The organism is Streptomyces sp. NRRL F-5630 (genome assembly GCF_000719475.1).
Lineage (GTDB): Bacteria > Actinomycetota > Actinomycetes > Streptomycetales > Streptomycetaceae > Streptomyces.
In genome coordinates this window covers 16,717-39,815 of sequence record NZ_JOGO01000038.1, presented here as the reverse complement: position 1 = coordinate 39,815, position 23,099 = coordinate 16,717, and the positions used below count along the sequence as shown (strand labels likewise).

General features: G+C 68.5%; 19 protein-coding genes and 3 pseudogenes. 12 read left to right on the top strand and 10 right to left on the bottom strand.

All coding sequences use genetic code 11. The features are described 5' to 3' along the window. Positions 1–481 precede the first annotated feature (481 nt). Positions 482–876, top strand: a pseudogene (locus tag IF99_RS32535) (helix-turn-helix domain-containing protein); the annotation flags it as partial. 802 nt (positions 877–1,678) lie between these two features. Further along, on the top strand, positions 1,679–2,479 hold the full coding sequence (locus tag IF99_RS0118605) for an AfsR/SARP family transcriptional regulator (protein WP_078655150.1): 801 nt from the start codon (positions 1,679–1,681) through the stop codon (positions 2,477–2,479). Positions 2,480–2,637: 158 nt separating this feature from the next. Here the strand turns inward: IF99_RS0118605 and IF99_RS32530 are convergent. Further along, a pseudogene (locus tag IF99_RS32530) lies at positions 2,638–2,898 on the bottom strand (transposase); the annotation flags it as partial. Between IF99_RS32530 and IF99_RS0118595 the strand changes: the two are divergent. The 3 genes and pseudogenes from IF99_RS0118595 to rfbB all read left to right on the top strand — a co-directional run. Then, positions 2,891–4,024, top strand: a pseudogene (locus IF99_RS0118595) (adenosylhomocysteinase); the annotation flags it as partial. The pseudogenes IF99_RS32530 and IF99_RS0118595 overlap by 8 nt on opposite strands. Before the next feature lie 88 nt (positions 4,025–4,112). Continuing rightward, a complete protein-coding gene (locus tag IF99_RS0118590) occupies positions 4,113–5,180 on the top strand; it encodes a glucose-1-phosphate thymidylyltransferase (protein WP_030997663.1) in 1,068 nt (355 codons plus the stop codon). Then, a complete protein-coding gene (gene rfbB, locus IF99_RS0118585; protein WP_030997662.1) occupies positions 5,177–6,169 on the top strand; it encodes a dTDP-glucose 4,6-dehydratase in 993 nt (330 codons plus the stop codon). The genes IF99_RS0118590 and rfbB overlap by 4 nt, the downstream gene beginning before the upstream one ends. A 356-nt stretch (positions 6,170–6,525) precedes the next feature. On the opposite strand, the gene IF99_RS0118580 is transcribed toward rfbB, so the two are convergent. The 5 genes from IF99_RS0118580 to IF99_RS0118560 all read right to left on the bottom strand — a co-directional run bounded on the left by IF99_RS0118580 (position 6,526) and on the right by IF99_RS0118560 (position 11,799). Beyond that, positions 6,526–7,287: an SDR family NAD(P)-dependent oxidoreductase gene (locus tag IF99_RS0118580; RefSeq protein WP_030997661.1), complete on the bottom strand. Its 762-nt coding sequence runs from the start codon at positions 7,285–7,287 to the stop codon at positions 6,526–6,528. A 77-nt stretch (positions 7,288–7,364) separates the two neighbouring features. After that, on the bottom strand, positions 7,365–8,963 hold the full coding sequence (locus IF99_RS0118575) for an FAD-dependent oxidoreductase (protein WP_030997660.1): 1,599 nt from the start codon (positions 8,961–8,963) through the stop codon (positions 7,365–7,367). Further along, positions 8,956–9,255 (bottom strand): antibiotic biosynthesis monooxygenase family protein, encoded by a 300-nt coding sequence (locus IF99_RS0118570; RefSeq protein WP_037827130.1) that lies wholly within the window; start codon positions 9,253–9,255, stop codon positions 8,956–8,958. Before IF99_RS0118570 ends, IF99_RS0118575 begins: the two co-directional genes overlap by 8 nt. Beyond that, on the bottom strand, positions 9,249–10,859 hold the full coding sequence (locus IF99_RS0118565) for a class I adenylate-forming enzyme family protein (protein ID WP_051703560.1): 1,611 nt from the start codon (positions 10,857–10,859) through the stop codon (positions 9,249–9,251). The genes IF99_RS0118570 and IF99_RS0118565 overlap by 7 nt, the downstream gene beginning before the upstream one ends. Then, the gene (locus IF99_RS0118560) at positions 10,852–11,799 is read right to left on the bottom strand and encodes an aromatase/cyclase (RefSeq protein WP_030997657.1); all 948 of its coding nucleotides are present in this window, start codon (positions 11,797–11,799) and stop codon (positions 10,852–10,854) included. The genes IF99_RS0118565 and IF99_RS0118560 overlap by 8 nt, the downstream gene beginning before the upstream one ends. 233 nt (positions 11,800–12,032) lie before the next feature. On the opposite strand from IF99_RS0118560, the gene IF99_RS0118555 reads away from it, so the two are divergent. The 7 genes from IF99_RS0118555 (at position 12,033) to IF99_RS0118525 (ending at position 18,400) form a co-directional block, all read left to right on the top strand. After that, positions 12,033–12,485, top strand: coding sequence for a nuclear transport factor 2 family protein (locus IF99_RS0118555; RefSeq protein ID WP_030997656.1), 453 nt, complete (start codon positions 12,033–12,035; stop codon positions 12,483–12,485). A gap of 155 nt (positions 12,486–12,640) precedes the next feature. After that, entirely contained in the window at positions 12,641–13,909 is a 1,269-nt protein-coding gene (locus IF99_RS0118550) for a beta-ketoacyl-[acyl-carrier-protein] synthase family protein (RefSeq protein ID WP_030997655.1), read from the top strand. Beyond that, positions 13,906–15,171 carry a ketosynthase chain-length factor gene (locus tag IF99_RS0118545; RefSeq protein WP_030997654.1) on the top strand — a complete coding sequence of 422 codons (1,266 nt, stop codon included), beginning with the start codon at positions 13,906–13,908 and terminating at the stop codon, positions 15,169–15,171. Before IF99_RS0118550 ends, IF99_RS0118545 begins: the two co-directional genes overlap by 4 nt. Positions 15,172–15,244: 73 nt before the next feature. After that, positions 15,245–15,514 (top strand): acyl carrier protein, encoded by a 270-nt coding sequence (locus tag IF99_RS0118540; protein WP_030997653.1) that lies wholly within the window; start codon positions 15,245–15,247, stop codon positions 15,512–15,514. 28 nt (positions 15,515–15,542) lie between these two features. Further along, positions 15,543–16,307, top strand: coding sequence for an SDR family oxidoreductase (locus IF99_RS0118535; RefSeq protein ID WP_234340747.1), 765 nt, complete (start codon positions 15,543–15,545; stop codon positions 16,305–16,307). Between the two features lie 9 nt (positions 16,308–16,316). Beyond that, positions 16,317–17,621 carry an FAD-dependent monooxygenase gene (locus IF99_RS0118530; RefSeq protein ID WP_051703559.1) on the top strand — a complete coding sequence of 435 codons (1,305 nt, stop codon included), beginning with the start codon at positions 16,317–16,319 and terminating at the stop codon, positions 17,619–17,621. A 5-nt stretch (positions 17,622–17,626) separates the two neighbouring features. Further along, positions 17,627–18,400, top strand: coding sequence for a cyclase family protein (locus IF99_RS0118525; RefSeq protein WP_030997650.1), 774 nt, complete (start codon positions 17,627–17,629; stop codon positions 18,398–18,400). Between the two features lie 87 nt (positions 18,401–18,487). Here the strand turns inward: IF99_RS0118525 and IF99_RS0118520 are convergent, their stop codons facing one another. From IF99_RS0118520 to IF99_RS0118505, 4 genes are all read right to left on the bottom strand, one after another. Next, positions 18,488–19,234, bottom strand: coding sequence for an SDR family NAD(P)-dependent oxidoreductase (locus IF99_RS0118520; protein WP_420705684.1), 747 nt, complete (start codon positions 19,232–19,234; stop codon positions 18,488–18,490). Beyond that, positions 19,234–20,496, bottom strand: a complete 1,263-nt coding sequence (locus IF99_RS0118515) for a class I SAM-dependent methyltransferase (RefSeq protein WP_030997648.1) — start codon at positions 20,494–20,496, stop codon at positions 19,234–19,236. Before IF99_RS0118515 ends, IF99_RS0118520 begins: the two co-directional genes overlap by 1 nt. Before the next feature lie 125 nt (positions 20,497–20,621). After that, positions 20,622–21,617: a Gfo/Idh/MocA family protein gene (locus IF99_RS0118510; protein ID WP_234340746.1), complete on the bottom strand. Its 996-nt coding sequence runs from the start codon at positions 21,615–21,617 to the stop codon at positions 20,622–20,624. Then, the gene (locus IF99_RS0118505) at positions 21,614–23,050 is read right to left on the bottom strand and encodes an NDP-hexose 2,3-dehydratase family protein (protein ID WP_051703558.1); all 1,437 of its coding nucleotides are present in this window, start codon (positions 23,048–23,050) and stop codon (positions 21,614–21,616) included. The genes IF99_RS0118510 and IF99_RS0118505 overlap by 4 nt, the downstream gene beginning before the upstream one ends. Positions 23,051–23,099: the final 49 nt, after the last annotated feature.

Below are 23,099 nucleotides of genomic sequence, written 5' to 3'. Positions count from 1 at the left end.
TCTGCCTCCGGCCTCGCAGAGGATGCAACCAGCAACTGGTAAGAAGTGAGCAGCGCGCCGGGAGAGGGCATCACCTCTCCCGGCGACCTGGAAGGACACCATTGATTTTGGCTTACACGGGACGCGCCTCATGGATACCCGAAGGCTGGGCCCTTCCTATTTTCATCGCATGCGCACTGGGTGGATTTTGCACAATCCACACTAAGAGGAAGAATCGAAAATGCAGAATGGTCCGGCTTCCGTTATTATCGGGTGGCTTCTGCTGGGGTTGACCGCCCTGATGGCCGTAATTGTGATATTGGCGCTGGCTAACGGCAAGCCCTTCCATGTGATTATGCTGTTCCCATTGCTTACGCTCGCCTACGGATCGTGGTCCCTGTGGAGCACGAAGCACTCGCGACGTGACAGCGTGGACTCCTCGGGGACATTCGAGGGCTAAGGGCTGTCCCGTAAGTGATCTTGCCCTGAGATGATCTCGAGTGTGTCACGCGTGATCACAGCGTTCGAGCCCTCCTGGATAGCCCCGTTCACTGGTGTGGGCTCCGCGCCAGTTCAACCGGGTGGTGCGTGCCCTGCGGCGGGAAGGCGCCGACGTCGCTCGGCGGGGCCGGCCGTGGGGGATTCCGCTGGGGGACAGGGTGCTTCTGGTGGCTGCGTACTGGCGCACCAACCTGACACTGCGGCAGCTCGCTCCGCTCTTTGGTGTCTCGTTAGTCCGCAGCCGGCCGCATCGTCAGGCATGTCGGGCCCCTTCTCGCGTTCCGGCCCCGGAAGCGGTTTCACAAGGACGCCGTGCTCATCGTGGAGGGCACTTTGGCCCCCACCCACGACCATGCGGTGGCGGAGCGGTCCAAGAACTACCGGTGGGGCACCGACGGAACTCGCTGGTCAGGGGCTATGCACCCATGCGGAAAGATCGTTTCCCACGCCGTCCCGTCGATTTTCCCACGGTTCAGGCCGGGCGCTGGGACAGAGGTTCAGGGGTGGCGTCGGATCCGCGAGGGGTCGATGATGTCCCGCCACACGTCGAGTCGCTTGGCCTCGTGAGCGAAGTTCTTGGTAGCTCTGCGGACGTGCTCGTATCGCTCGACAAGGTCGTGTGCCCCCTCCGCGACGATGCCGGCGAGAGACCCGTGGCCTTCACTGCTCCAGTCCGCGACGCGCCGGTCAGAACGGTGCAGCTTCGGCGAGGCGTCGTCGCCAGCCTACATCACTCGCGTGTCTCGCGGCTACGGAAGGTCCGAAATCCACACAGCGCTTCCAGTTATGGAATTCCTGGGTCCACTTCTGTCGCAGTGTCGTCAAGTCCGGCCCGACCGCGATATACGCGGAGGCGCGCCCCTGATATTGAAAGCGGAACGAAGTCAAGCTGTGTATCCACTGTGACGCTACACGGACACCCCAATCACCTATTTTTGCCAGAATTGGCATATTGCGTAACGAATTCCGGAATTCTATTTTCACAGTAATGACTTGAGTATCCCTTGAGGAATGATTGATTCTAATGCTTCCCTAAAGACTGTTGATCCTCCCCGGGGGCCGGTATAGCCTTGCCGGAGGACGGGGGAAGTCTCAATGCAGGCAAGCTCGTGTCATCTATCGGCACCGCTCGTGCTGCACCCCAGTCAATAAGGACCGAAATCGCCAGATATGGTCTCAAATTGATGGAGGGGCTCGTATGTCTGTGAAATCGACCGATGTGACAGAGATTGCTATGTCTGTTCTTGGTCCACTGCAGTTCAGCGTGAATGGCGTCGATGTCACCCCTACTGCACCGAAGCAGATGCAGGTACTTGCACTCATGGCCCTAAATGAAGGCCAGATGGTGACATCGTCGAGCTTTGTCGACGAGCTGTGGGCAGAAAGGCCCCCCAGGAGCGCGAAAACGACTCTGCAGACGTACATTCTGCATCTTCGGAAGCTCATGTCCAAAGCGTTCAAGCACGAGTCCACGCTGGGGCGCGACATTCTGCTCACGCGGCAGGGCGGCTATCTCCTGCGGTTACCCATGGCGCCCTTCGACCTCCGTCAATTCAACGAGCTCTCGACCGAAGGGAGGATCGCCCTCTCGCAGGGTGATCCGCAGCGTGGGTCCCATCTTCTGCGGAAGGCGTTAGGGGTCTGGCGGGGGCCGGCCCTGGTCGATGTCCCGACCGGCTCCGTTCTCGAGCCGAAAGTGCGCGGACTTCAGGCGCAGCGACAGATTGCCCTAGAAAGCAGGGTCGAAGCCGACTTGCAGGTGGGCAGGTATGATGAGGCAATCCTCGACCTGGTCACACTGACCGCCCAGCAGCCTCTTAATGAGAATATACATGAACAATACATGCGTGCCCTCAACCTTGCGGGGCGCCGCTCGGAGGCTCTCGGTATATTTCATCAGCTGCGGAAGAATCTGATGGATGAATTAGGGCTGGAGCCGTCCCAGAAACTGCAGCAGGCACAGCATGTGATCCTCAGCTCGGCATCAAATGCCGCTTAGTCTCGATCTTTCGCGAGAGTCCGCCGACGGAGTCGGTGGACTCTCGCTTTCCGGGGCTGAGGGTGGGCAGGCCGGTGGCCCGGTTGTCGCGTCGGATGGGCGCCGGTTCCACTGCCCGGGGAGGTGATGTTGTCGTCGGGATGGTGGAAAGTTGCTGGTCAGCCGGGGGTGGCCAGGAACGCGAGCCGTTCGAGGGCAGTGGTGATCTCGCCGGTCCAAGGCCAGTGCTGGGTGAGGCGGAGAATCTTGCGTCGGCCGGTGGTGACGAGCTGGGCGGCCGCGGAGAACAGACGGAATCGCAGGCGCCAGGGTTCCCAGAGTCGGGCCTCGCTGGTGAGGGCGAGCATGGGCATCCAGGCCAGCAGGTCGAGGGCGATCTGGACGATCTCGAGCCAGACCTTGTTCTGGGCTGTCGTGTTGGGCGCCGAGGTCCGCTGGGCGTCCTGCAACATCTTCTCCACCCAGGACCACGCCGCTGCCGCGATCGCCGTCGGCCCGAACGGCACGCCCGACAACCCCCAGGGCATCCCGGTCTTCGCCTGGAAGGGCGAGACTCTCGAGGAGTACTGGTGGTGCACGGAGCAAGCCCTGACCTGGCCGAACACCCCCACCGGCGGCCCGAACATGATCCTGGACGACGGCGGTGACGCCACCCTCCTCGTCCACAAGGGCGTCGAGTACGAGAAGGACGGCAAGGTCCCGGACGTCGACACCGCCGAGTCCGACGAGCACCGCGTCATCCTCGAACTCCTGCACCGCACCATCACGGACGGCTCGCAGAAGTGGACCCAGCTGTCCTCCGAGATCCGCGGCGTCACCGAGGAGACCACCACCGGCGTCCACCCCCTGTACGAGATGCAGCGCGACGGCGTCCTCCTCTGCAAGACCGCGGTCGTCTGCGGCTACGGCGACGTGGGCAAGGGCTGCGCAGAGTCCCTGCGTGGCCAGGGCGCCCGCGTGATCATCACCGAGATCGACCCGATCTGCGCCCTGCAGGCGGCGATGGACGGCTACCAGGTCACGACCCTCGACGAGGTCATCGACAAGGCCGACGTCTTCGTCACCACGACCGGCAACAAGGACATCATCCTGGCCTCGGACATGGCCAAGATGAAGCACCAGGCGATCGTCGGCAACATCGGCCACTTCGACAACGAGATCGACATGGCCGGCCTCGCGAAGATCCCGGGCATCGTCAAGGACGAGGTCAAGCCGCAGGTCCACACCTGGACCTTCCCCGACGGCAAGGTCCTCATCGTCCTCTCCGAGGGCCGCCTGCTGAACCTGGGCAACGCCACCGGCCACCCGTCGTTCGTGATGTCCAACTCCTTCGCGGACCAGACGCTGGCCCAGATCGAGCTGTTCACCAAGCCCGACGCCTACTCGACCGGCGTGTACACGCTGCCCAAGCACCTGGACGAGAAGGTCGCCCGCCTCCACCTGGACTCGCTCGGCGTGAAGCTGACCACGCTCCGCCCCGAGCAGGCCGCGTACATCGGCGTGAAGGTCGAGGGCCCGTACAAGTCAGACCACTACCGCTACTGACGGCTCGGCGGCCGCGGGGAAAGAAGCGCCCTGCGGCATCGACCAGCTCCCAAGTGGGGTTCCAGAACACCCACATAGCGTCCATGGCATGAAGGCTCTCGTACTGTCCGGTGGCTCGGGGACACGCCTGAGGCCCATCACTCACACATCGCCCAAGCAACTGGTGCCGGTGGCGAACAAGCCGGTGCTCTTCTATGTCCTCGAGGACATCGTGCAGGCCGGGATCACCGAGGTCGGGATCATCGTGGGAGAGACCGCGAGCGAGATCCAGGAAGCGGTCGGTGACGGTTCCAAGTTCGGGCTCGAGGTGACCTACCTGCCGCAGGAGAAACCGCTGGGACTCGCGCATGCGGTCCTGATCGCCCGTGAATTCCTCAGTGACGACGACTTCGTGATGTACCTGGGGGACAACTTCGTGGTCGGTGGCATCGCCGGCCTGGTGAACGCATTCCGCGCCCACAGGCCCGACGCACAGATCCTGATGACCCGCGTTCCTGATCCGACCGCGTTCGGTATCGCCGAACTGGACGAAGCCGGCCGGGTCGTAGGCCTGGAGGAGAAGCCGACGCAGCCCAAGAGCGACATGGCTGTGATCGGCGTGTACCTGTTCACCCCGGTCGTGCACGAGGCCGTGCGCGCCATCGAGCCGTCCTGGCGCGGCGAGCTGGAGATCACCCACGCCATCCAGTGGCTGCTCGACAGCGGGCGCGACGTGCGGTCCACCGTGATCCACGGCTACTGGAAGGACACCGGGAATGTCATGGACATGCTTGAGGTGAACCGGTCCGTTCTGGAGGGCATCGAGCCGTGCACCGAGGGCCGGGTCGATGCGGACAGCGAGGTGATCGGCCGCGTCAGGATCGAGGCCGGGGCCCAGGTCACCGGCTCGCGCATCGTCGGCCCGGCGGTCATCGGGTCCGGTACGGTGATCATCGACTCCTACATCGGTCCGTACACCTCCATCTCGGAGAACTGCCGGATCGAAGACACCGAGATCGAGTTCTCCATCGTGCTGCGCGATTCCCGCCTGGAGGGAGTCCGGCGGGTCAGGGGATCCCTCATCGGCCGCAGTGTCAGCGTGGCCCCCGCCCTGCGGATGCCGTCCAGCAACCGGCTCGTTCTCGGCGACCACAGCGAGGTGCAGATCTCCTCATGACCACCAAGGCCATCCTTGTGACAGGCGGGGCAGGGTTCATCGGCTCGCACTACGTCCGGACGCTGCTCGGTCCGCACGGTGCGAAGGATGTGACGATCACCGTCCTCGACAAGCTGACGTACGCCGGAAGCATCACCAACCTGACCGAGGTGAGCGACAGCGACCGCTTCACCTTCGTGCTGGGCGACATCTGTGACACGTCCTTGGTGGACGAGCTGATCGCGGGACATGACCAGGTGGTGCACTTCGCCGCCGAGTCGCATGTCGACCGCTCCATCCTTGGCGCCGCCGACTTCGTACGCACCAACGTGACCGGAACCCAGACCCTCCTGGATGCGGCACTCCGGCACGGGATCGAGACGTTCGTGCACATCTCCACCGACGAGGTGTACGGCTCCATCGACGTGGGGTCCTGGTCGGAGACCTCGCCCCTCAACCCCAACTCCCCCTATTCCGCGGCCAAGGCGTCCAGCGACCTCATCGCGCTGGCCTACCACCGCACCCACGGCCTGGACGTCCGCGTCACCCGCTGCTCCAACAACTACGGGCCCCACCAGTTCCCCGAGAAGGTCATCCCGCTCTTCGTTACCAGCCTGCTCGACGGCCGCAAGGTGCCGCTGTACGGGGACGGCGCCCACGTGCGCGACTGGCTGCACGTCGATGACCATGTCCATGGCATCGAGTTGGTGCGCACGGGCGGTAGGGCAGGCGAGGTGTACAACATCGGCGGCGGCACCGAGCTCTCCAACAAGGAGCTGACCCAACTGCTCCTGGACGCCTGCGGCGCGGACTGGGACAGCGTGCGACACGTCGCCGACCGCAAGGGCCACGACCGGCGCTACTCCGTCGACTGCACGAAGATCAGGCGAGAGCTCGGGTACCGGCCGACCAGGGAGTTCGAGGCCGCACTGGCGGAGACGGTCGCCTGGTACCACGGCAACCGCACCTGGTGGGAGCCGCTCAAGCAGCGTCTGCAGACGGCTGCGTGAAAGAGCGGGGACAGGTATGAAGTGGGCGCTGCGCAGCGGGTACCGCATCTTCGTGCACCGCTGCTTACCAAGCGTGTGGCACTGCCTGATCGGTCTGGGTTCCCTCCACTGCGGCCCCCTGTACTACGAGGAGGCCCAGGCGCTGTCCGCATTGGGGCAGACGGGCTACTTCGTGGACCACGGACCGGTGAGCCGTGGCCGGCAGCCCGCACAGGCCGACGGTCGACTTCATGGCGGACGGCTTACCGGCCGATAGTGGAAATCCGCCCGTCCTGACGGCTGCGGCGTCGGGACGGGCGGTTTTGGTGGGCAGTAACGGTGAAGTCAGGCGGGCGCGGCAGTCGCGTGGCGAGGCTTCACCGGCCGCCGGCCACCGTGACGATCTGGCCGGTGGTGTTGCCGTTGGCTGCGGAGCCCAGGGACAGCACCGCGCCTGCGACGTCTTCGGGGCTGCTGAGCCGGCCGGTGGGAGTCAACCGGGTCTCCCGCTCCCGGACCTCGGCGGGCAGCCCGTCGAGCACGCGCTCGGTGGCGGTCAGACCCGGGCATACGACGTTCACCAGCACACCGTCGGGGCCCAGGTCCCAGGCGAGGCTGCGGGCGAAACCGTGCAGTGCCGATTTGGCAGCCCCGTAGAACTCCTGGCCGCGGTGGCCGTCGAGTGCCACATGCGAGGAGATGAGCACGATCCGGCCCCAGGACCGCTCCCGCATACCGGCTACCACGAGTTGTACCGTGCGCAGGGTCGGCGCGAGGTTGTCGTCGAGGAAGGCCGTCCATTCGCCGGGCGGGATGTTCTCGAACTGCTCGCCGGGTGCCCTCCTGGAAGCCCAACGCACTGCGTTGGCGACGAGCACGTCCACGCCGCCCCAGCGCCTCGTGACCTCGGCCACGGCCGACTCCACGGTGTCCGGTTCGGCGAGCGAGTACCGCAGCGCCATCGCCGAGTCCTGGTCGGCGCCGAGTTCACGGGCGAGCCGCTCGCCGGCCTCGCCGTCGCTCCGGTAGGTCAGGGCGACGCGGGCGCCCTCAGCCGCGTAGGCGCGTGCGATGGCCGCGCCAATTCCGGAGGACGCGCCCGTCACGAGCGCTGTGCGACCTTTCAGTCCCATGTCCATGCGTGTTCGCCTTCTTGCTCATCCGTCGGGTACGAGGTGCGCGGGGCAGGGGCCAGGGCCTGTCCCTGGCCCCTGCCCTAGGAGCGCGGTGAGACACCCCGCTCGACCCGCATACGCGCCGCTGCCAAGGCCTGTCGCAGATCCGCCCCGGTCAACTCCCGTCCGCGGGCGGCGACATAGCCGTCCGGGCGGACCAGCAGCCAGCCGCCCGGTTCGATTCCCAGGGCGGCGCGGAGCCGACCGTTCGGGTCGGTGAGCGGGCCGGGACCCTCGGTGCTGCCGCCGAGCGTGCGGATGGACAGCCATGCCTCCGCCGCGGGGACATTGGCCGCCGTGTCCGGTGTCACGGCCAGCGTCCATCGGGTGTCACGCAGTTCCTCGGCCCAGGCCTGGCAGCCCGGGTCGGCCGGGTCCGCTGCGGCTCCGACCGAGGCGCGGGTGCCTGGGAACGGCCCCGAGACGGGGGCCGCAGACCGGGTCAGTGGCGAGTCGGGGTAGCCGAGTTGGAGGCCGGAAATACCGCCGAGGACCTGGCGCTGCACCTTCTTGCGCAGCGGTGTGACGTTGCGGATGACGCCGAAGACGATCGGTAGCGCGATAGGGGCGAAGGCGTTCTTCAGCTGGACCAGGAAGGTCGCCTTTTTGGTGGAGCCGAGGAGCGTCTCACCGACCGGCACCCGCTCCAGGCTGTAGCTGTCGAGCAGCTCCCGCGCCGCATGACCCTGTTCGACCAGGGCCAGCTTCCAGGCCAGGTTGTACGACTCCTGGATGCCGGTGTTCATGCCCTGCCCGGAGGCCGGGCTGTGCACATGGGCGGCGTCGCCCGCCACGAAGACCCGGCCCTCGCCCATGCGTGGCACCATCCGCTGCTGGAAGGTGAAGACCGACGTCCAGGTGGGGGTGCGGACGTCTGCCGTGCGGCCGAGGCCGGGGCCGAGCTTCTCGGCGAAGCGGTCGGCGATCAGAGCGGCGTCGGTGCCGTGCGGTGCGGTGGTGGTATCCAGCAGGCGCCAGCGGCCACCGCGTCTGAAGGGCACCATCATCAGGGCCTGGGAGCCCGTGTGGATCCAGTAGATGCTGTCGCGCGGCAGGTCCACGTCCACGGGTGCGTCGGCGAGCATCCAGGTCTCGCTGCTCTCGCCGAGCAGAGGCAGCCCCAGCCGTTTGCGGACCGTGCTGTGCCCGCCGTCGCAGCCGAGCAGCCAGGCAGCCTCGACAGATTCCGTGCTTCCATCGGCGTGTTCGAGCCCGACGACCACCTGCTCGGTGTCCTGTGTGAAACCGGTCAGCCGCGTCCCCCACTCGACCTCGACGCCGAGTCGCGACACCGCCGCACGGAGCACCGCCTCGGTGTCCACCTGCTCGACAATCGCCGTGAACGGATACCGGGTGGGCATGGTCGAGTAGTCGGCGGCCAGCCGGACCAGCCGGCGGCCCCGGCTGAACATCGTGAACGCCCTGATCTGCTGGGCCTGTTCGAGGATCTCCTCGATGACGCCCATCTGGTCGTACGTCTCCAGGGTGCGGGGGTGGGTGGCCACCGCACGGCTGGTGGTGGCGGGGTGGGGTGCGGCGTCGATCAGCCGCACCCGCAGTCCGCGCCGGGCGAGCTCGTAGGCTGCGGTGAGACCGACCGGGCCGGCCCCCGCTACCAGCACCTGCGTTCCGTCAGCCACGGCCGACCCCGTCCTCAGCGGCCTCCTCGTAGAGGCCGGGTTCCGCGGTGGCCAGGCCGCTGAGGCCCTTGATCAGCGCCCGGAACTCCTCGCTGCGCAGGGCGGCCTGGTGGGATGCGGCGTCGTCCCACTCGGCCATCTCGATGAAGACGTTGTGCTGCCCGACCTGGCGCAGCGTCGAGGAACCGCGATAGCCCGGCTGGGCTGACATGAACGCGGTCATGGACTGCTTGATCCGGAGGAACTCCTCGATGTCGCCGTTGACGGTCAGCTTGTTGATGAAAGTCACCATGATGGTTCTCCTGGTCGGCAGGGACGTCGGGACGTCAGAGGGGACGGGGGCTCGGCACGCAGCTGCTCGCGCAGCAGACGCCGCTCGGCCTTGCCGTTCGGCGAGCGGGGTACGGCGGTGAGCTGTTCGGCACGGCGGATCCGCTGGTGGTCGGCCAGCTGGGCGTTGGCCCGCTCCACCACCGCCCGCAGATCCACCGGTCCGCTGCTGGCGGGGACGATGCCCGCCCACACGGCCGCACCGCTAAATTCATCGGGCATGTCCGCCACGACGCAGTCGGCGATGTCTCCGTCGCGCATGAGGATCCGTTCGATCTCGCTCGGCGACACCAGTTCGTTGTCGACCTTGAAGACATCCTTGATGCGGTCGACCAGGAACAGCCAGCCGTCCCCGTCCTGGTAGCCGACGTCGCCGGTGTGGAACCAGCCGTCGGTGTCGATATCGGGCGCGTCCGGCAGGTTGAGGTATCCAGCCATCAACTGCGGGCCGTGCAGCAGGACTTCTCCCGGTCGGCCCGTGCCGAGGTCGGCTCCGGTCTCCAGATCCACGATGCGGCACTCGGTGCCCGGGACAACCGGACCGACCGAGCCGGGTTTGCTCCGCTCCGGCCGGTCGTTGTGACTGAGCGGCGAGAGTTCGGCGAGCCCGTACCCCTGGATGACCGGAACGCCGAGCTGTTCACGCAGGCGGTCGGCGACGAGGGGGGCGAGCGCCGAGCCGCCCGAGGCGATCAGCCTCAGCTTCGGCCCGGGCACGACCGCGGCCAGCCGCTGATCCGCCGCCAGCCTGGTCAGCCGCACAGGCAGCCCGAAATAGTGGGTCGCCCCGGCGTCGGCGGCCGTCGCGAACGACGCCACCGGGTCGGGATCGTGGCACAGCACCTGGGTGGCGCCCGCGAGCACCGCAGCGTTGAGGTGCATCAGGTGGTAGAGCGGCAGGTGGTTGAGGCACACGCAGTCGGCGTCGAGGCCGAGCACGTGGGCCGCCTGGGCGGCGTTGGTCACCAGGTTGCGGTGGGTGAGCTGGACGCCCTTGGGGGGACCGGTGGTGCCGCTGGTGAACTGCACACAGGCGACCGAGTCCGGATCGACCGCGGCAGGATCGGGCAGCGCGGCCGCGGACGGGCCGTCCCAGCCGAGGAGATCGGCCAGCGGGCGCGTGCACTTGGGGAGGGTCACGGCCCGGTCCGCGTCGACCACGAACACCTCGCGCAGGGCCGGGAGATACCCGCGTACCGTCTGCAGGCGTACGGCGGTCTCGACAGGGACCAGGGCGATCTCGACGCCGGCCGTGCGGAAGACGTGCTCCAGGGCGGCCTCGCGGATCAGCGGGTTGACCATCACGACGCGGTTGCCGCTGCGGCTCGTGCCGTAGAAACCTGCCGCGAACACCGGGTCCAGCACACCGGCCACCCCTACCGCTGTCTGCCGTCCGCGGGTCAGCCGCAGCAGTGCGAGGGCGAACCTGTCGGCGTACGCGTCGAGTTCGGCGTAGCCGATCGCTCCGTGCTCGTCCCGGACAGCCACCCGCTCGGGGAAGTTCTCGGCGGCCCGGCGCAGCAGCCCGTCCAGCGGAACCGCCGGGACGGACGGAGCCTCAGACACCGGCGCGCTCCTCGGCGTACGCCTTGGCCAGGCGCAGGTTGCTGACGCTGTTGGCGCTCAGCACCCGGCGCAGGTACTTGCGCGCGTCGAGGACCGTCGTGCCCTCGCCGAGGATGTGCAGGGCCGACGGCTTGATGGTCGCCGTGTGCCGGGCCTCCGCGATGACGCCCTCGGGGGTCTGCGTGAACCTCCAGTGCCCGGTGTGGCCGTCAAGCAGCGCGGGCAGCTCGGTCTGCTTGTACACAATGATGTCTGGCTCAACCGTGACCCGGACCGAGCGGGTGCGGTGCGAGGAGCCGTCCGGCGTCGAGGTGAGCATGTCGAAGAACTGGACACCGGGAGCGGGCTCTTCGAGGTCCAGCTTGGCGATGTGGGGGATGCGCTCCTCCCACTTGTCCGCCTCCCACAGATAGTCGTAGGCGTCCTTGATGTCGCCCGCTACGAACAGGGAGTCCGTGAAGGAGATGATCAGTCGGTTCAATGCCCCGCGCTTCTCGGCGGCGTGGCCGAGGGTGCGCAGATAGTCCCGGGCCCCCGTGCGCAGGCGGGTGGAGACCTCGTCCGCCAAGCCTTCCTCGCCCTTGGCCAGGGTGAAGTCGTGACGCATCTCCACCAGTGTCTTGCCGTCCTGCTCCTGGAACGTCCACGCGCCGCCGAGGGACGCGAACGGCGACTCGGCCTCCTCGTGAACGAAGGAGATCCGGCTGCTGTCGGCAGCCCTGGTGCGGCGCGCCGTCCAGGTGCGCACCGAGTCCCGGCCGGTGACCGCCCAGTGCCGGACCAACTGCTCGTCGCCGGTGTCCGACAGGATCTCCGCGTGAACGGCGGGTGCGTGCAACTGCGTCCAGCCGGTGACGTCCTCGACCAATGAGCGGACCTGCTCGGCCGGGGCTGCGACGAGCACCTCGTCCCGGACGGAGTACTGCTGGGTGTTCGGCATCGTGTGTCCTCCTGCGCCATCGACGCGTCGCCGTGCGGGGTTCCCGGGCAACGCTCTGCTGTGCCGCTTGAGACGCATTGGATTCCGGCTGGACGACGGGGCGAGCCGGTCCGCACTGCAGAGCGACTCGAACGTGGCTCGACCGAGGTTGCCCACGATGGCCGGGCGCGCCGCCGCGCACTCTTCCGGGCCCAGCCGTCGCCGCCCGGACAGCCTCACGAAACGGAGACACCATGACCACGCAGACCGAGACACAGCCGCACCCCGCCATCGAGTTCGGCGCCCTTTACGCAGAGATCCAGCAGTTCTACGCCCGCCACATGCACCTCCTGGACAACGGCGAGGCCGACGAGTGGGCGGCCGGCTTTACCGAGGACGCCTCGTTCTCGGTGCCGACCTTGTCGGCCCCGGTGGTGGGCCGCGAAGGGCTGGCGGCCGCGGTGCGGCGCACCGCCGAAGCGCTCGCCGCCGCCGGTGAGCAGCATCGTCACTGGCCCGGCGTCTTCGACGTCCGGCCGCAGGAGGACGGGTCGGTGGTCGTCCACTCGTACACCACCGTGTTCGCCTCGCCGCAGGGCGGTGAGTCGCGTGTCCACCGCGTCTGCACCTGCACCGACGTCCTGGTCCGACAGGGCGGAGAGCTGCTGGTCAGGAGGCGTGATGTCACCCGGGACGATCTGCGCTGACCGGATTGTTCCCGGCCCGCCCGGCTTTGAGCCCCGACCGGGACTCCTGTGCGTTTCGAGCCCGGTTCGAGGGGGCTCGCAGAGCCTGGTCGGCAGGACACACAACTAAGCGGGAGAGCACCCATGACCATGGGGACAGTAAGCGGTGAGGGCCGATGAACCGTCGCGTCGTGATCACCGGCATCGGGGTCGTGGCCCCGGGGGCGGTGGGCGTCGAGACGTTCTGGGAGCAGCTCACCGCGGGCCGTACGGCCACCCGGAGGATCAGTCTCTTCGACGCCTCCTCGTTCCGCTCCAGAATCGCCGCCGAGGCAGACTTCGATCCGGCGCAGCAGGGCTTCGACGCCGCCGAGGCCGAACGCCTCGACCGCGCGACCCAGTTCGCGATCGTCAGTGCGCGCGAGGCCGTCGCCGACGCCGGCCTCGACGGCGGGATTGACCCGCTGCGGACCGGCGTGGCACTCGGCAGCGCGGTCGGCTGCACGACGGGCCTCGACACCCAGTACAACGTCGTGAGCGAGGGAGGCTCCGGCTGGTACGTCGACCACACCCTCGCCGTCGACCACCTCTTCGACTACTTCGTGCCCAGCTCCATGGCCGCCGAGGTCGCCTGGAGCACCGGTGCCCAGGGCCCCGTGGCCCTGATTTCCACAGGCTGCACCTCGGGTCTCGACTCCCTCGGCCATGCGGTGGATCTCATCCGGGAGGGCAGCGCCGACGTGATGGTCGCCGGCGCGACCGAGGCACCCATCTCACCCATCACCGTCGCCTGCTTCGACGCCATCAAGGCCACCTCGCCGCGCAACGACGAACCGGCCACCGCTTCCCGCCCGTTCGACCGCAGCCGCAACGGCTTCGTCCTCGGGGAAGGCAGCGCCGTACTGATCCTGGAGAGCCTCGAGCACGCCCGGCGCCGCGACGCTCACATCTACGCGGAGATCTCGGGGTTCGCCAGCCGCTGCAACGCGTACCACATGACGGGACTGCGCCCCGACGGCAAGGAGATGGCCGAGGCCATCCGCACGGCACTCGACGAGGCACGCCTGGACGCCACGGCCGTCGACTACGTCAACGCGCACGGCTCCGGCACCAAGCAGAACGACCGGCACGAGACCGCCGCCTTCAAGCGCAGCCTCGGCGACCACGCCTACCGGGTCTCGGTGAGCTCCATCAAATCGATGATCGGGCACTCGCTCGGCGCCATCGGTTCTCTGGAAGTGGCCGCCAGTGCGCTGGCCATCGAGCACGACACCGTGCCCCCCACGGCCAATCTGCACGATCCCGACCCGGCCTGCGACCTCGACTACACGCCGATCACCGCCCGCGAGCAGCGCATCGACACTGTGCTGAGCGTGGGCAGCGGCTTCGGCGGGTTCCAGAGCGCCATGGTCCTGACGACTCCTGGGCTCAAGGAGGCGGCGTGAGCGCCTTCACCGCCCCGGCCACCACGCCCCGTGCTCCGCAAGCGGCGCCCGACCAGGCAGTCGTCACCGGCATCGGGGTCGCCGCCCCCAACGGACTTTCCGTCAAGGCCTGGTGGGACGCCGTACTGCGCGGCGAGAGCGGCATCCGCCAGCTCAACCGGTTCGATCCGGCCCGTTACCCGGCACGGCTCGCCGGCGAGGTCCGTGACTTCGTCGACGCCGACCACATCCCCGGTCGGCTGCTGCCCCAGACCGACCGCATGACCCGGCTCTCTCTCGCCGTGGCCCAGGAGGCCATCGAGGACTCGGGCGTCGACCTGGAGCGGCTGCCTGAGTACGGGGCGGGCGTCATCACCGCGAGTTCGGCGGGCGGTTTCGAGTTCGGGCAGCGCGAACTGCAAGCCCTGTGGAGTAAAGGCGGACAGTATGTCAGCGCGTACCAGTCGTTCGCCTGGTTCTACGCCGTAAACACCGGTCAGATCTCCATCCGCCACAACCTGCGCGGGCCCAGCGGCGTACTCGTCACCGAGCAGGCGGGAGGCCTCGACGCGGTCGCCCAGGCCCGCCGCCGACTGCGCCGGGGCAGTAGCCTGATGGTCACCGGAGGCGTCGACTCGGCGATCTGCCCCTGGGGCTGGACCGCCCACCTGGCGGGCGGCCGGCTCTCCCCGAGTGAGGACGCAGCCCGCGCCTATCTTCCGTTCTCGGCGGACGCCACCGGCGAGGTCGTCGGCGAGGGAGGCGCCCTGCTCGTCCTCGAGAACGCCGCCGCGGCCCGTGCACGCGGCGCCCACGTCTACGGCGCCTTCGCCGGATATGCGGCCACCTTCGATCCGGCGCCCGGAGACGACGGCGCCTCGCGGCTCGGCCGGGCCGCCGAACTCGCCGTGCAGGAAGCCGGGGTGACGCCGGACCAGGTGGATGTCGTGTTCGCCGACGCCGCGGGCGACCGGGACGCGGACCGCGCCGAAGCCCGGGCACTGGCCGAACTGTTCGGCCCGTACGGAGTGCCGGTCACCGCGCCCAAGACCATGACCGGACGGCTCTCGGCCGGCGGGGCCTCGCTGGACCTGGCAGCCGCCCTGCTGGCCCTGCGCGAGCAGGTCGTGCCGCCCACCGCGAACGTGACCGAACCCGCCGACGACTGCCCGATCGACCTGGTCACCGGCCGTCCGCGGCAGCTGCCTCTGCGCACCGCCCTCGTACTGGCCAGGGGCCGCGGGGGATTCAACGCCGCCGCGGTCCTGCGAGCCGTCGGCTGACCGCCGCCGGGACGGCGAACGGAGCATCGACCGAGACACGACAGAGACATCGATCGCGAGAAAGAGAAACCCCATGTCCCAGCAGATGCAGTTGGAAAACCTGACCACCGTGCTGCGCGAGTGCGCGGGCGAAAGCGAGAACGCCGACCTCTCCGAGCGTGCCCTCGACATCTCCTTCACCGACCTCGGCTACGACTCGGTCGCCGTCCTGGAAACCACCGCCCGCATCGAGCGCGACTACGGCATCGCCCTCGACGACGAGGCCGTCTCTGAGGCGGAGACCCTGCGCCAGTACCTCGCGCTGGTCAACGAGGCCCTCGCCGCCGCCACTCGGGTCGCCTGAGCTGCCCCGACCACTTGGGAGCCGAACCGTGACAACGCACCCCTCCACCGCCCCGGAGCTGATGGGCCGCACTGCACTGGTAACCGGAGCCACCCGAGGAATGGGCCTCGCGATCGCCCGCAAGCTGACCGCGAGCGGCGCCAACGTACTCGTCAACTACGCCGAAGACGAGGCGAACGCCGCAAGGGCCCTTGCCGCGCTGGCCGGGCACCCGGGCCAGGCCAGCACCTTCAAGGCCGATGTCACCGAAGGGATCGACGCGCTGTGCAACGAGGCACAGCGCCGCTTCGGCCACCTCGACATCTTCGTCCACAACACCTCCTACTTCCGGCCGGCGCCCACCCTCACCACGTCCCCTGCACTCGTGGACCGCTCCCTGAACGTCGCGCTGCACCCGTTGCTGACCGGAGCTCCCCGGCTCGCCAAGCTGATGGCGGGCTGCCCCGGCAGGATCGTCGCGGTCTCCAGCACCGGCGCCCGCCGGGTCGTGCCCCGCTACGCCGGGGCGGGCGTGGCCAAGGCCGCCCTGGAATCCCTCGTGCGCTATCTCGCGGTGGAGCTGGCAGGACACGGCATCACCGTCAACGCGGTCGCCGCCGCCAAGGTCGACAAGGGCGACGGAACCGTCCCGCCCGAGGTCGCCAAGGCGATCACCGCCCGCACACCCGGCGGGCGGCTCACGACCCCCGAGGACGTCGCCGACGTCGTCAGCCTCTTGTGCGCTGACGAGGCCGGCTGGTTGCAGGGCCAGGTCGTGACCGTCGACGGCGGCCTCGGTCTGGTGGCGGGCTGAGGGATGTCCATGACGAACGGCACGACCGAAACCGGCGCGCCCGAACCGGCGGACGACCTGCACACCGACATCTGTGTCGTGGGCGGCGGGCCCGCAGGGCTCGCCCTCGCCCTGATGCTCCTGCGTTCGGGAGTACGCGTCACGGTCCTCGAGAAGTCCACCCGGTTCGAGCGCGCCTTCCGCGGCGAGATCCTCCAGCCCGGCGGCCAGCGCATCCTGGACGACCTCGGCGTCCTCACCACGGCACGGAACGCCGGCGCGTGCGAACTCGACGGCTTCCAACTCGTCGACCGTAACCGGGTGCTGCTGGACATCGACTACCGGCGGCTGCCCGCCCCGTACGACCACCTGCTGGCCATGCCCCAGCGCCATCTGCTCGACACGCTCCTCGCGGCGTGCCGGAAGCTGCCCGGCTTCCATCACCTCGACGGCCACCGGGTCGGTGCACTGCTGGAGGAGGACGGCCAGGTCACCGGGGCCGTGGCCCACAGCCCCGGCTGCCGCCGTCGGGTGCACGCCCAGGTCGTCGTCGGCGCCGACGGCAGGTTCTCCAAGACCCGGGCTCTGGCGGGGATCGGATCGGGCCGTGTCGAAGCGTTCAAGCACGACGTGCTGTGGTTCAAGGTGGACGCCCCCGACCGGCAGACCCGGTACGTACGCATCCACCGCACCGCCGGCAACCCCGTTCTGATCCACGACTCCCACCCGGGCAAGCTGCAGATCGGCTGGACCCTGCCGCACAAGCGCTGGCCGGAGCTCGCCGCCCGCGGCATCGACGAGGTCAAACGCGAACTGACCACGGCACTACCTCAGTTCGGGGACCTCATCGAGTCCTCCGTCGGCGGCCTGTCCGACCTCAGTCTGCTCGACATCTTCGCCGCAAAGGCCGACGAGTGGACGCGGGACGGTCTCGTGCTGATCGGCGACAGCGCCCACACGCACAGCCCGTTGGGTGCCCAGGGCATCAACCTCGCGCTCCAGGACGCCGCGGTGCTCCACCCCGTACTGGTGGAGTCCCTGCGGGCCGGTGCCCTGCAGCGGGAGCGGTTCACCCCCTTCCTCAATGCCCGGATGCCCGCAGTAGACGCCGTCATGAAGATGCAAGATATGCAGGCCAAGGGCATGTTCGGGGCCGGCGGCCCGGTGGCCGACCTGCTGCGTTCCGGGATCGCCCGGCTGATCCGGCGCAGCCCGCTCGGCGCGAAGATCACTCACCGGGTGGCCTTCGGCCATCCCCCCGTGGACGTGCGCACCGATCTGTTCACCACCGGCCCGACCGTCCATGCCGACGGCACGGGGAGTACGAAGGGATGACCCGCATGCGCATCATCGACCTGTCCTCGCCCGTGGACGCCGCGGCCTGGGAACCCGACCCCGTGGTCCACGAGATCCTCACCCCCGCCGAGGGGGCCCGGCACATGAGCGAGGAGATGAAGGCACACTTCGGTATCGAGTTCGACCCGTTCGTGCTGCCCGGCGGCGAGCTGCTGTCACTGGACACCTTCACCCTCACGAGCCACACAGGGACCCACGTGGACGCACCGTCCCATTACGGCTCGACGGCCGACTACGGCACCCCGCGCCATATCCACGAGATGCCGCTGGACTGGTTCCACCGCCCCGCGATCCGTCTCAACCTGCGGGACCAGTCGGTTGGAGCGGTGGGAGTCGAGGTCCTCAGGGAGGAGGTCGCCCGGATCGGCCGCACACCGCGGCCCTACGACATCGTCCTGCTGAACACCGGGGCCTCCGCGTACCTGGGCACCCAGAAGTACTTCACGGACTTCACCGGTCTCGACGGCGAAGCCACCGACTTCCTGCTCGATCTCGGGGTCAGGGTCATCGGCACCGACGCCTTCAGCCTGGACGCGCCCTTCGGCGACATGATCCGCCGTTACCAGGAATCTGGCGACCGCTCCGTCCTATGGCCCGCGCACTTCGCCGGCCGCCGACGCGAGTACTGCCAGATCGAACGACTGCACAACCTGGACGCTTTGCCCGGCGACTTCGGCTACACCGTCTCCTGCCTTCCGGTGAAACTGGTCGGCTCCGGTGCGGGCTGGGCCCGCGCCGTGGCCCTGGTGGGGGACTGAGGGCCCTCCCGGACAGACGACTTCGGGCCCGGTGGCGCCCGGCCGGTTGGTGTACCGGCCGGGCGCCACGGGGCCCTCCTCTTGCACTCAGCGCACGCTCAGCCCGCCGTCGACCCGCAGCACCGCGCCGGTCAGATAGCCGGCCTCGGAGCGGGTCACCTGGGTGAGCCACCAGGCGATCTCCTCGGGCCGGGCGGGGCGGCCCAGCGGGATGCGGGAGAAGTCGCGCTGCTGTTCGGGCGGCAGGCCGGACCGGGCCTCGGCGAGGGCGGGCGTCTCCGTCGGCCCCGGTGCCACGGAGACGACCCTGATGCCGCGCGGCGCCAGTTCGACCGCCCAGGTCAGGGTGAGGAAGTCCAGGCCGACCTTGGTGCTGCCGTACACCGAGTTGGCCGGCCACCCGCGCGTGGGCGGGTTGGAGCTGACGTTGACCACCGTCGCACCGGACGGCATGTGCGGCACCGCGCTCTGGGTCAGGAAGAGCGGACCCAGCAGATTGGTGGCGACCTGCCGCTCGGCCCGGTCGCGGTCTATCTCACCGAGCCGGGCGCGCCACGGGACGCCGGCGTTGTTGATCAGCACGTCGATGCGGCCGGTGGCGTCCAGCGCCGCGTCGACGATCCGCTCGGGAGCACGACGGTCGACGAGGTCGGCGGCGAGCTGCCTGATGCGCGGATGCCCCTCGGCGGTCTCGGCCAGCCGCTCGGCCGTCCGCCCCACGACGAGCACATGGGCTCCCTGCGCCGCGAACGCCCGGGCGGTGGCCCGGCCGATGCCGGAACCACCGCCGGTGACGACGACGCTCAGCGCGCGGTCCGTCGTCCGTGCCATCATCACGCTCCGGACGGGACGATCGATGGCCTGGGGTTGGGCAGGATGAACCGTCCGCCGCGCGCCAGGAACGCCGCCTCCTTGGCCATGATCTCCTCGCCGTAGTTCCAGGCCAGCAAGAGGAAGTAGTCGATGTCCTGGGCCTTCGCGTATGCCGGGCTGTGCACCGGGATGTGCGTCCCGGGAAGCACCAGGCCCTGCTTGAATTCGGTGGTGTCGCAGCAGAATTCCAGATCGTCCGTGGTGAGCCCGCAGACGTTCAGGAGGGTGTTGCCCTTCGCCGGCGCGCCGTATCCGGCGATCCGCTTGCCCTCGGCCCGCAGTGAACGGACCAGTGCGGTGAGTTCGCCCGTGATCTGTTCGACGTGCTCGGCGAACCGCTGATAAGTGGCGTCCTCGTGCAATCCGGTCCGCTTCTCCAGAGCGATGAGCTCCCCGACGGCCGGGCTCGTCGGCCGGGTGCCGTCGTCCAGCCCCACGAAGACCAGGATGGATCCGCCGTGCACAGCGAGGCGTTCGACGTCAACCACCCGCAGACCGTGCCGCTGGAAGAGGGTGACCAGGGTGCCGACGCCGAAGTAGGACAGATGCTCGTGGTAGATCGTGTCGAACTCATTGCGTTCGAGCATGTCCACCAGGTAAGGAACCTCGATGGCGAACAGGCTGTCCGGTCCCAGCAGATTGCGTACACCCTCGGCAACCGAGGCCACGTCGTCGATGTGCGCGAAGACGTGCCGGCCCAGGATCAACTGGGGTGTGCCGTAGGTTTTCTTGACGAGCGCGGCGGTATCGACCGAGAAGAACTCCGGCAGTGTCTCGACGCCTCGCTCATTGGCCACCACCGCGATGTTGCGGGCCGGGTCGATGCCGAGGGTCCGCATTCCGGCGTTCTGGAAGGCCTTGAGCTGAGAGCCGGTGTTGCTGCCGATCTCCAGGACGAAGCTGCCCTCGGGGATGCCGAAACGTTCGACACAGACCGCGACTACGTGCCCCATGTGCTTCTTAATCGTCTCCGAGTCGGAGGTCGTGTAGGGATACGTCCGGTACAGCGCCTCGGGATCCACCACATGCGTCAGGCTCATCAGCCGGCAGGAGCGGCAGGAGATCACGGCCAGCGGGTAGCGCGGCTCGTCGTCGTAGGATGCGGCGGGTTCGAGGAAGCTGTCCGCCAGGGGCACGGGGCCGAAGTCCACAACCTTCTGCCAGTCTTCCTCTCCGCACATCCGGCAGGCGGTCACTTCTCGCGCGGTGCCAGAGATGTCCATGCGGGTCGACCTTTCTCTTCGTGGTGCTGGGCTTGGTTCGAGGGCTTGTGCGACTGTCGTGCGCGGCGCTCGGGTACGGCGCCACGGAGGCTGGAGCCGTGCACCGCCCACCGCGGAGGCACCGTTCACAGCGGGAGGCGCCGGGCGGTGGCGGCGACCCGCTCCACCAGGTGCGCTTGCCGTTCGAGGTCGTGTGCCGGTCCGGCGGCGTCCCCGCGGCGGATGGCGGCGCCAAAGTGCCGGAAAAGCGTGGTGAACTGCTGGTCCGGAGCCAGTCGGCGCTCCTCGGTCCGTCCGTCGCGTTCCAGCGTGAGGGTCGGTGCGAAGTCGTCCGGGGCGCTGTAGGCCCGGTTCAGGCTGATCCGCCCCGCCGAGCCCCACAGGGTATAGCCGCAGCTGTAGGAGTGGACGAAACCGAAGCTCACGTGGGCGCTGGCCCCGGAAGGACCGGTCAGCAGCGCGGCCCCGGCCACGTCCACTCCATGCGCGGGGTGGCTGCGCAGCGTGGCACCCGTCACCTGGAGGTCGTCGCCCAGGAACATCCGGGCGGCCCGAAGGGGGTACACGCCCGCGTCCAGCAGCGAGCCACCACCCAGTTCCGGCAGGTAGCGGATGTCCGTGTCCGGCAGCGGAGGGAAGGCGAACTCGGCGGACAGGGAGCGCAGTTCCCCGATGGCCCCCTCCGCCAGCAGGACCCGGACCGCCTGCTGCTGGCTGTGGTGGACGAACGCGAAGTTCTCCATCACCACCAGGCCCCGCTCGCGTGCCAGTCGGCTCAGCCGATCGGCCTCCTCGGTCGTGAGGGCCGCCGGTTTCTCCACCAGTACGTGCAGCCCGGCCTCGAGTGCTCTGGCTGCCCACGGCGCGTGCAGTGCAGCAGGCAACGGTATGTACACCGCGTCGAGATCCTCTCGGGCGAGCAGCTCCTCGTACGCTGCGACCGGCTCTCCGCCGAACCGGCGCGCGAAGCGTTTCGCCTTGTCGGCGTCCCGGCTGGCGACCGCGGTGAGGGCGAAGTCCCGCAGTTGGGCGAGCGAGGGCAGGGCACGGCGTTGTGCGATCTCAGCGCAGCCCAGAAGGCCCAGACGCACCGGGGCACGATCCTCGGACACGACGCTCACCAGACGGACTGAAGACAGGCGATGAGGCTGCGTGCCTGGATATTGCAGTAGTTGCTGTGCTGCAGCAGCGTGATCAGCTGACCCACGGTCATCCAGCGGTAGTCGTCGGGCACGACGGGATCGCCGTCGGCCTCGACCACCATGTAGCGGCTCAACGCCCGGTAGAAGCGGCCGCCCTCCTCGGACTGGACGACGTCGTAGAGGATCTGTTCCGGCCGGGCCGCGAGCACCTCGCCCAGGAACTTCGGCCGCCGCTCGGGCGGCAGATGGGTGTGGTTGTCGGGCACGCAGTGGACGGTGGGCCCAAGCTCGATGACGTCCACGTATCCCGGTTCCGGGTGGGCGTGCACCAGGACGTGGAGGACGCCGTTGATCCGCTTGGCCAGGAAGGCCACGACTCCGGTGCCGCGCGGGCTGAGCAGCGGCTGGGTCCAGCCGGTGACCTCACGATTGCCGGCCTCGACCGACACGGCGACGATCGTGAAGTGTCGGCCGCTGGTGTGGCGGATCTCGTCCGCCTCGCGCACCCAGTTGTCCACCGCGGCCAGCGGTACGGGCTCCACCGAGACCTCACTGCTCGCCCTGACCCCGTTGTACCAGCGCAGGAGTTCGGGCAGCGTGTGCGCTGCGGGGGTGTCCTGGGACAGTGAAGCGGTCAGTGCCGCCGCCCCCTTCTCCAGGCCGTTGTCGCTCGTCCCGTCGCCCGGGCTGACTGCCTGAGCGAGCGGGAGGCAGGCCAGGACCGTCCGGGTGTCCATGTTGACCAGATCCGGGATGCCCAGCAGCCGACGGAGCTGCCCCAGAGTCAGCCAGCAGTAGTCCTCGTGCTCGGGGACGTCGCCGACGGCCTCGACGACGAGGTTGCGGTTGCGCTTGCGGTAGAACCAGGCGCCGTGTTCGGACTGGAGCACGTCGATCAGCGCCCGGCCCTTGCCGGGATCCGTGAAGAACTCCAGGTACCGGACGGCGCTACCCTCGTGCACTCCGGTGTAGTTGCTGCGCGTCGCCTGCACCGTGGGCGACAGCTGCAGCCCTTCGGCGTTGCCGGGCTCGGCCTTCGCCTGCATCAGGCAGTGCAGCACACCGTCGATCTCCTTGACCAGGATGCCGAGGAACCCGACCTCTGGCTGGTTAATGATCGGCTGGGACCAGGAGACCGGGTCCTGGCCGTCGTAACGCGCCTGCACCCCTTCGACGGAGAAGAAGCGGCCGCTGTCGTGCACCAGGTTGCCGGTGACCGGCTGGAAGCCCCAGCGCTTCAGATCGGCAAAGGGTATGCGCTGGACGTCCATCCGGATGGCCTGCCGGCGTTCGTCGAACCAGCGGTGGAAATCACTCATGGACAGCAGGCCGCCGTCGACGGCGGCCGCCGATTCGGCGATGCGTTGGTGGTCCGTGCTGTCAGGGGGTACTGCTGGATGCTTCCTGCTCATGATCGCTTGAGTCATTGACGTCTCTCCCATCGCAGGCATCGGCGGCGCT

Coding starts and splice junctions, on each gene's coding strand:
- IF99_RS0118605 (WP_078655150.1), top strand. CDS start 1,679: ATGTCTGTGAAATCGACCGATGTGACAGAGATTGCTATGTCTGTTCTT.
- IF99_RS0118590 (WP_030997663.1), top strand. CDS start 4,113: ATGAAGGCTCTCGTACTGTCCGGTGGCTCGGGGACACGCCTGAGGCCC.
- rfbB (WP_030997662.1), top strand. CDS start 5,177: ATGACCACCAAGGCCATCCTTGTGACAGGCGGGGCAGGGTTCATCGGC.
- IF99_RS0118580 (WP_030997661.1), bottom strand. CDS start 7,287: ATGGACATGGGACTGAAAGGTCGCACAGCGCTCGTGACGGGCGCGTCC.
- IF99_RS0118570 (WP_037827130.1), bottom strand. CDS start 9,255: ATGGTGACTTTCATCAACAAGCTGACCGTCAACGGCGACATCGAGGAG.
- IF99_RS0118560 (WP_030997657.1), bottom strand. CDS start 11,799: ATGCCGAACACCCAGCAGTACTCCGTCCGGGACGAGGTGCTCGTCGCA.
- IF99_RS0118555 (WP_030997656.1), top strand. CDS start 12,033: ATGACCACGCAGACCGAGACACAGCCGCACCCCGCCATCGAGTTCGGC.
- IF99_RS0118550 (WP_030997655.1), top strand. CDS start 12,641: ATGAACCGTCGCGTCGTGATCACCGGCATCGGGGTCGTGGCCCCGGGG.
- IF99_RS0118540 (WP_030997653.1), top strand. CDS start 15,245: ATGTCCCAGCAGATGCAGTTGGAAAACCTGACCACCGTGCTGCGCGAG.
- IF99_RS0118530 (WP_051703559.1), top strand. CDS start 16,317: ATGACGAACGGCACGACCGAAACCGGCGCGCCCGAACCGGCGGACGAC.
- IF99_RS0118525 (WP_030997650.1), top strand. CDS start 17,627: ATGCGCATCATCGACCTGTCCTCGCCCGTGGACGCCGCGGCCTGGGAA.
- IF99_RS0118520 (WP_420705684.1), bottom strand. CDS start 19,234: ATGATGGCACGGACGACGGACCGCGCGCTGAGCGTCGTCGTCACCGGC.
- IF99_RS0118515 (WP_030997648.1), bottom strand. CDS start 20,496: ATGGACATCTCTGGCACCGCGCGAGAAGTGACCGCCTGCCGGATGTGC.
- IF99_RS0118505 (WP_051703558.1), bottom strand. CDS start 23,050: ATGAGCAGGAAGCATCCAGCAGTACCCCCTGACAGCACGGACCACCAA.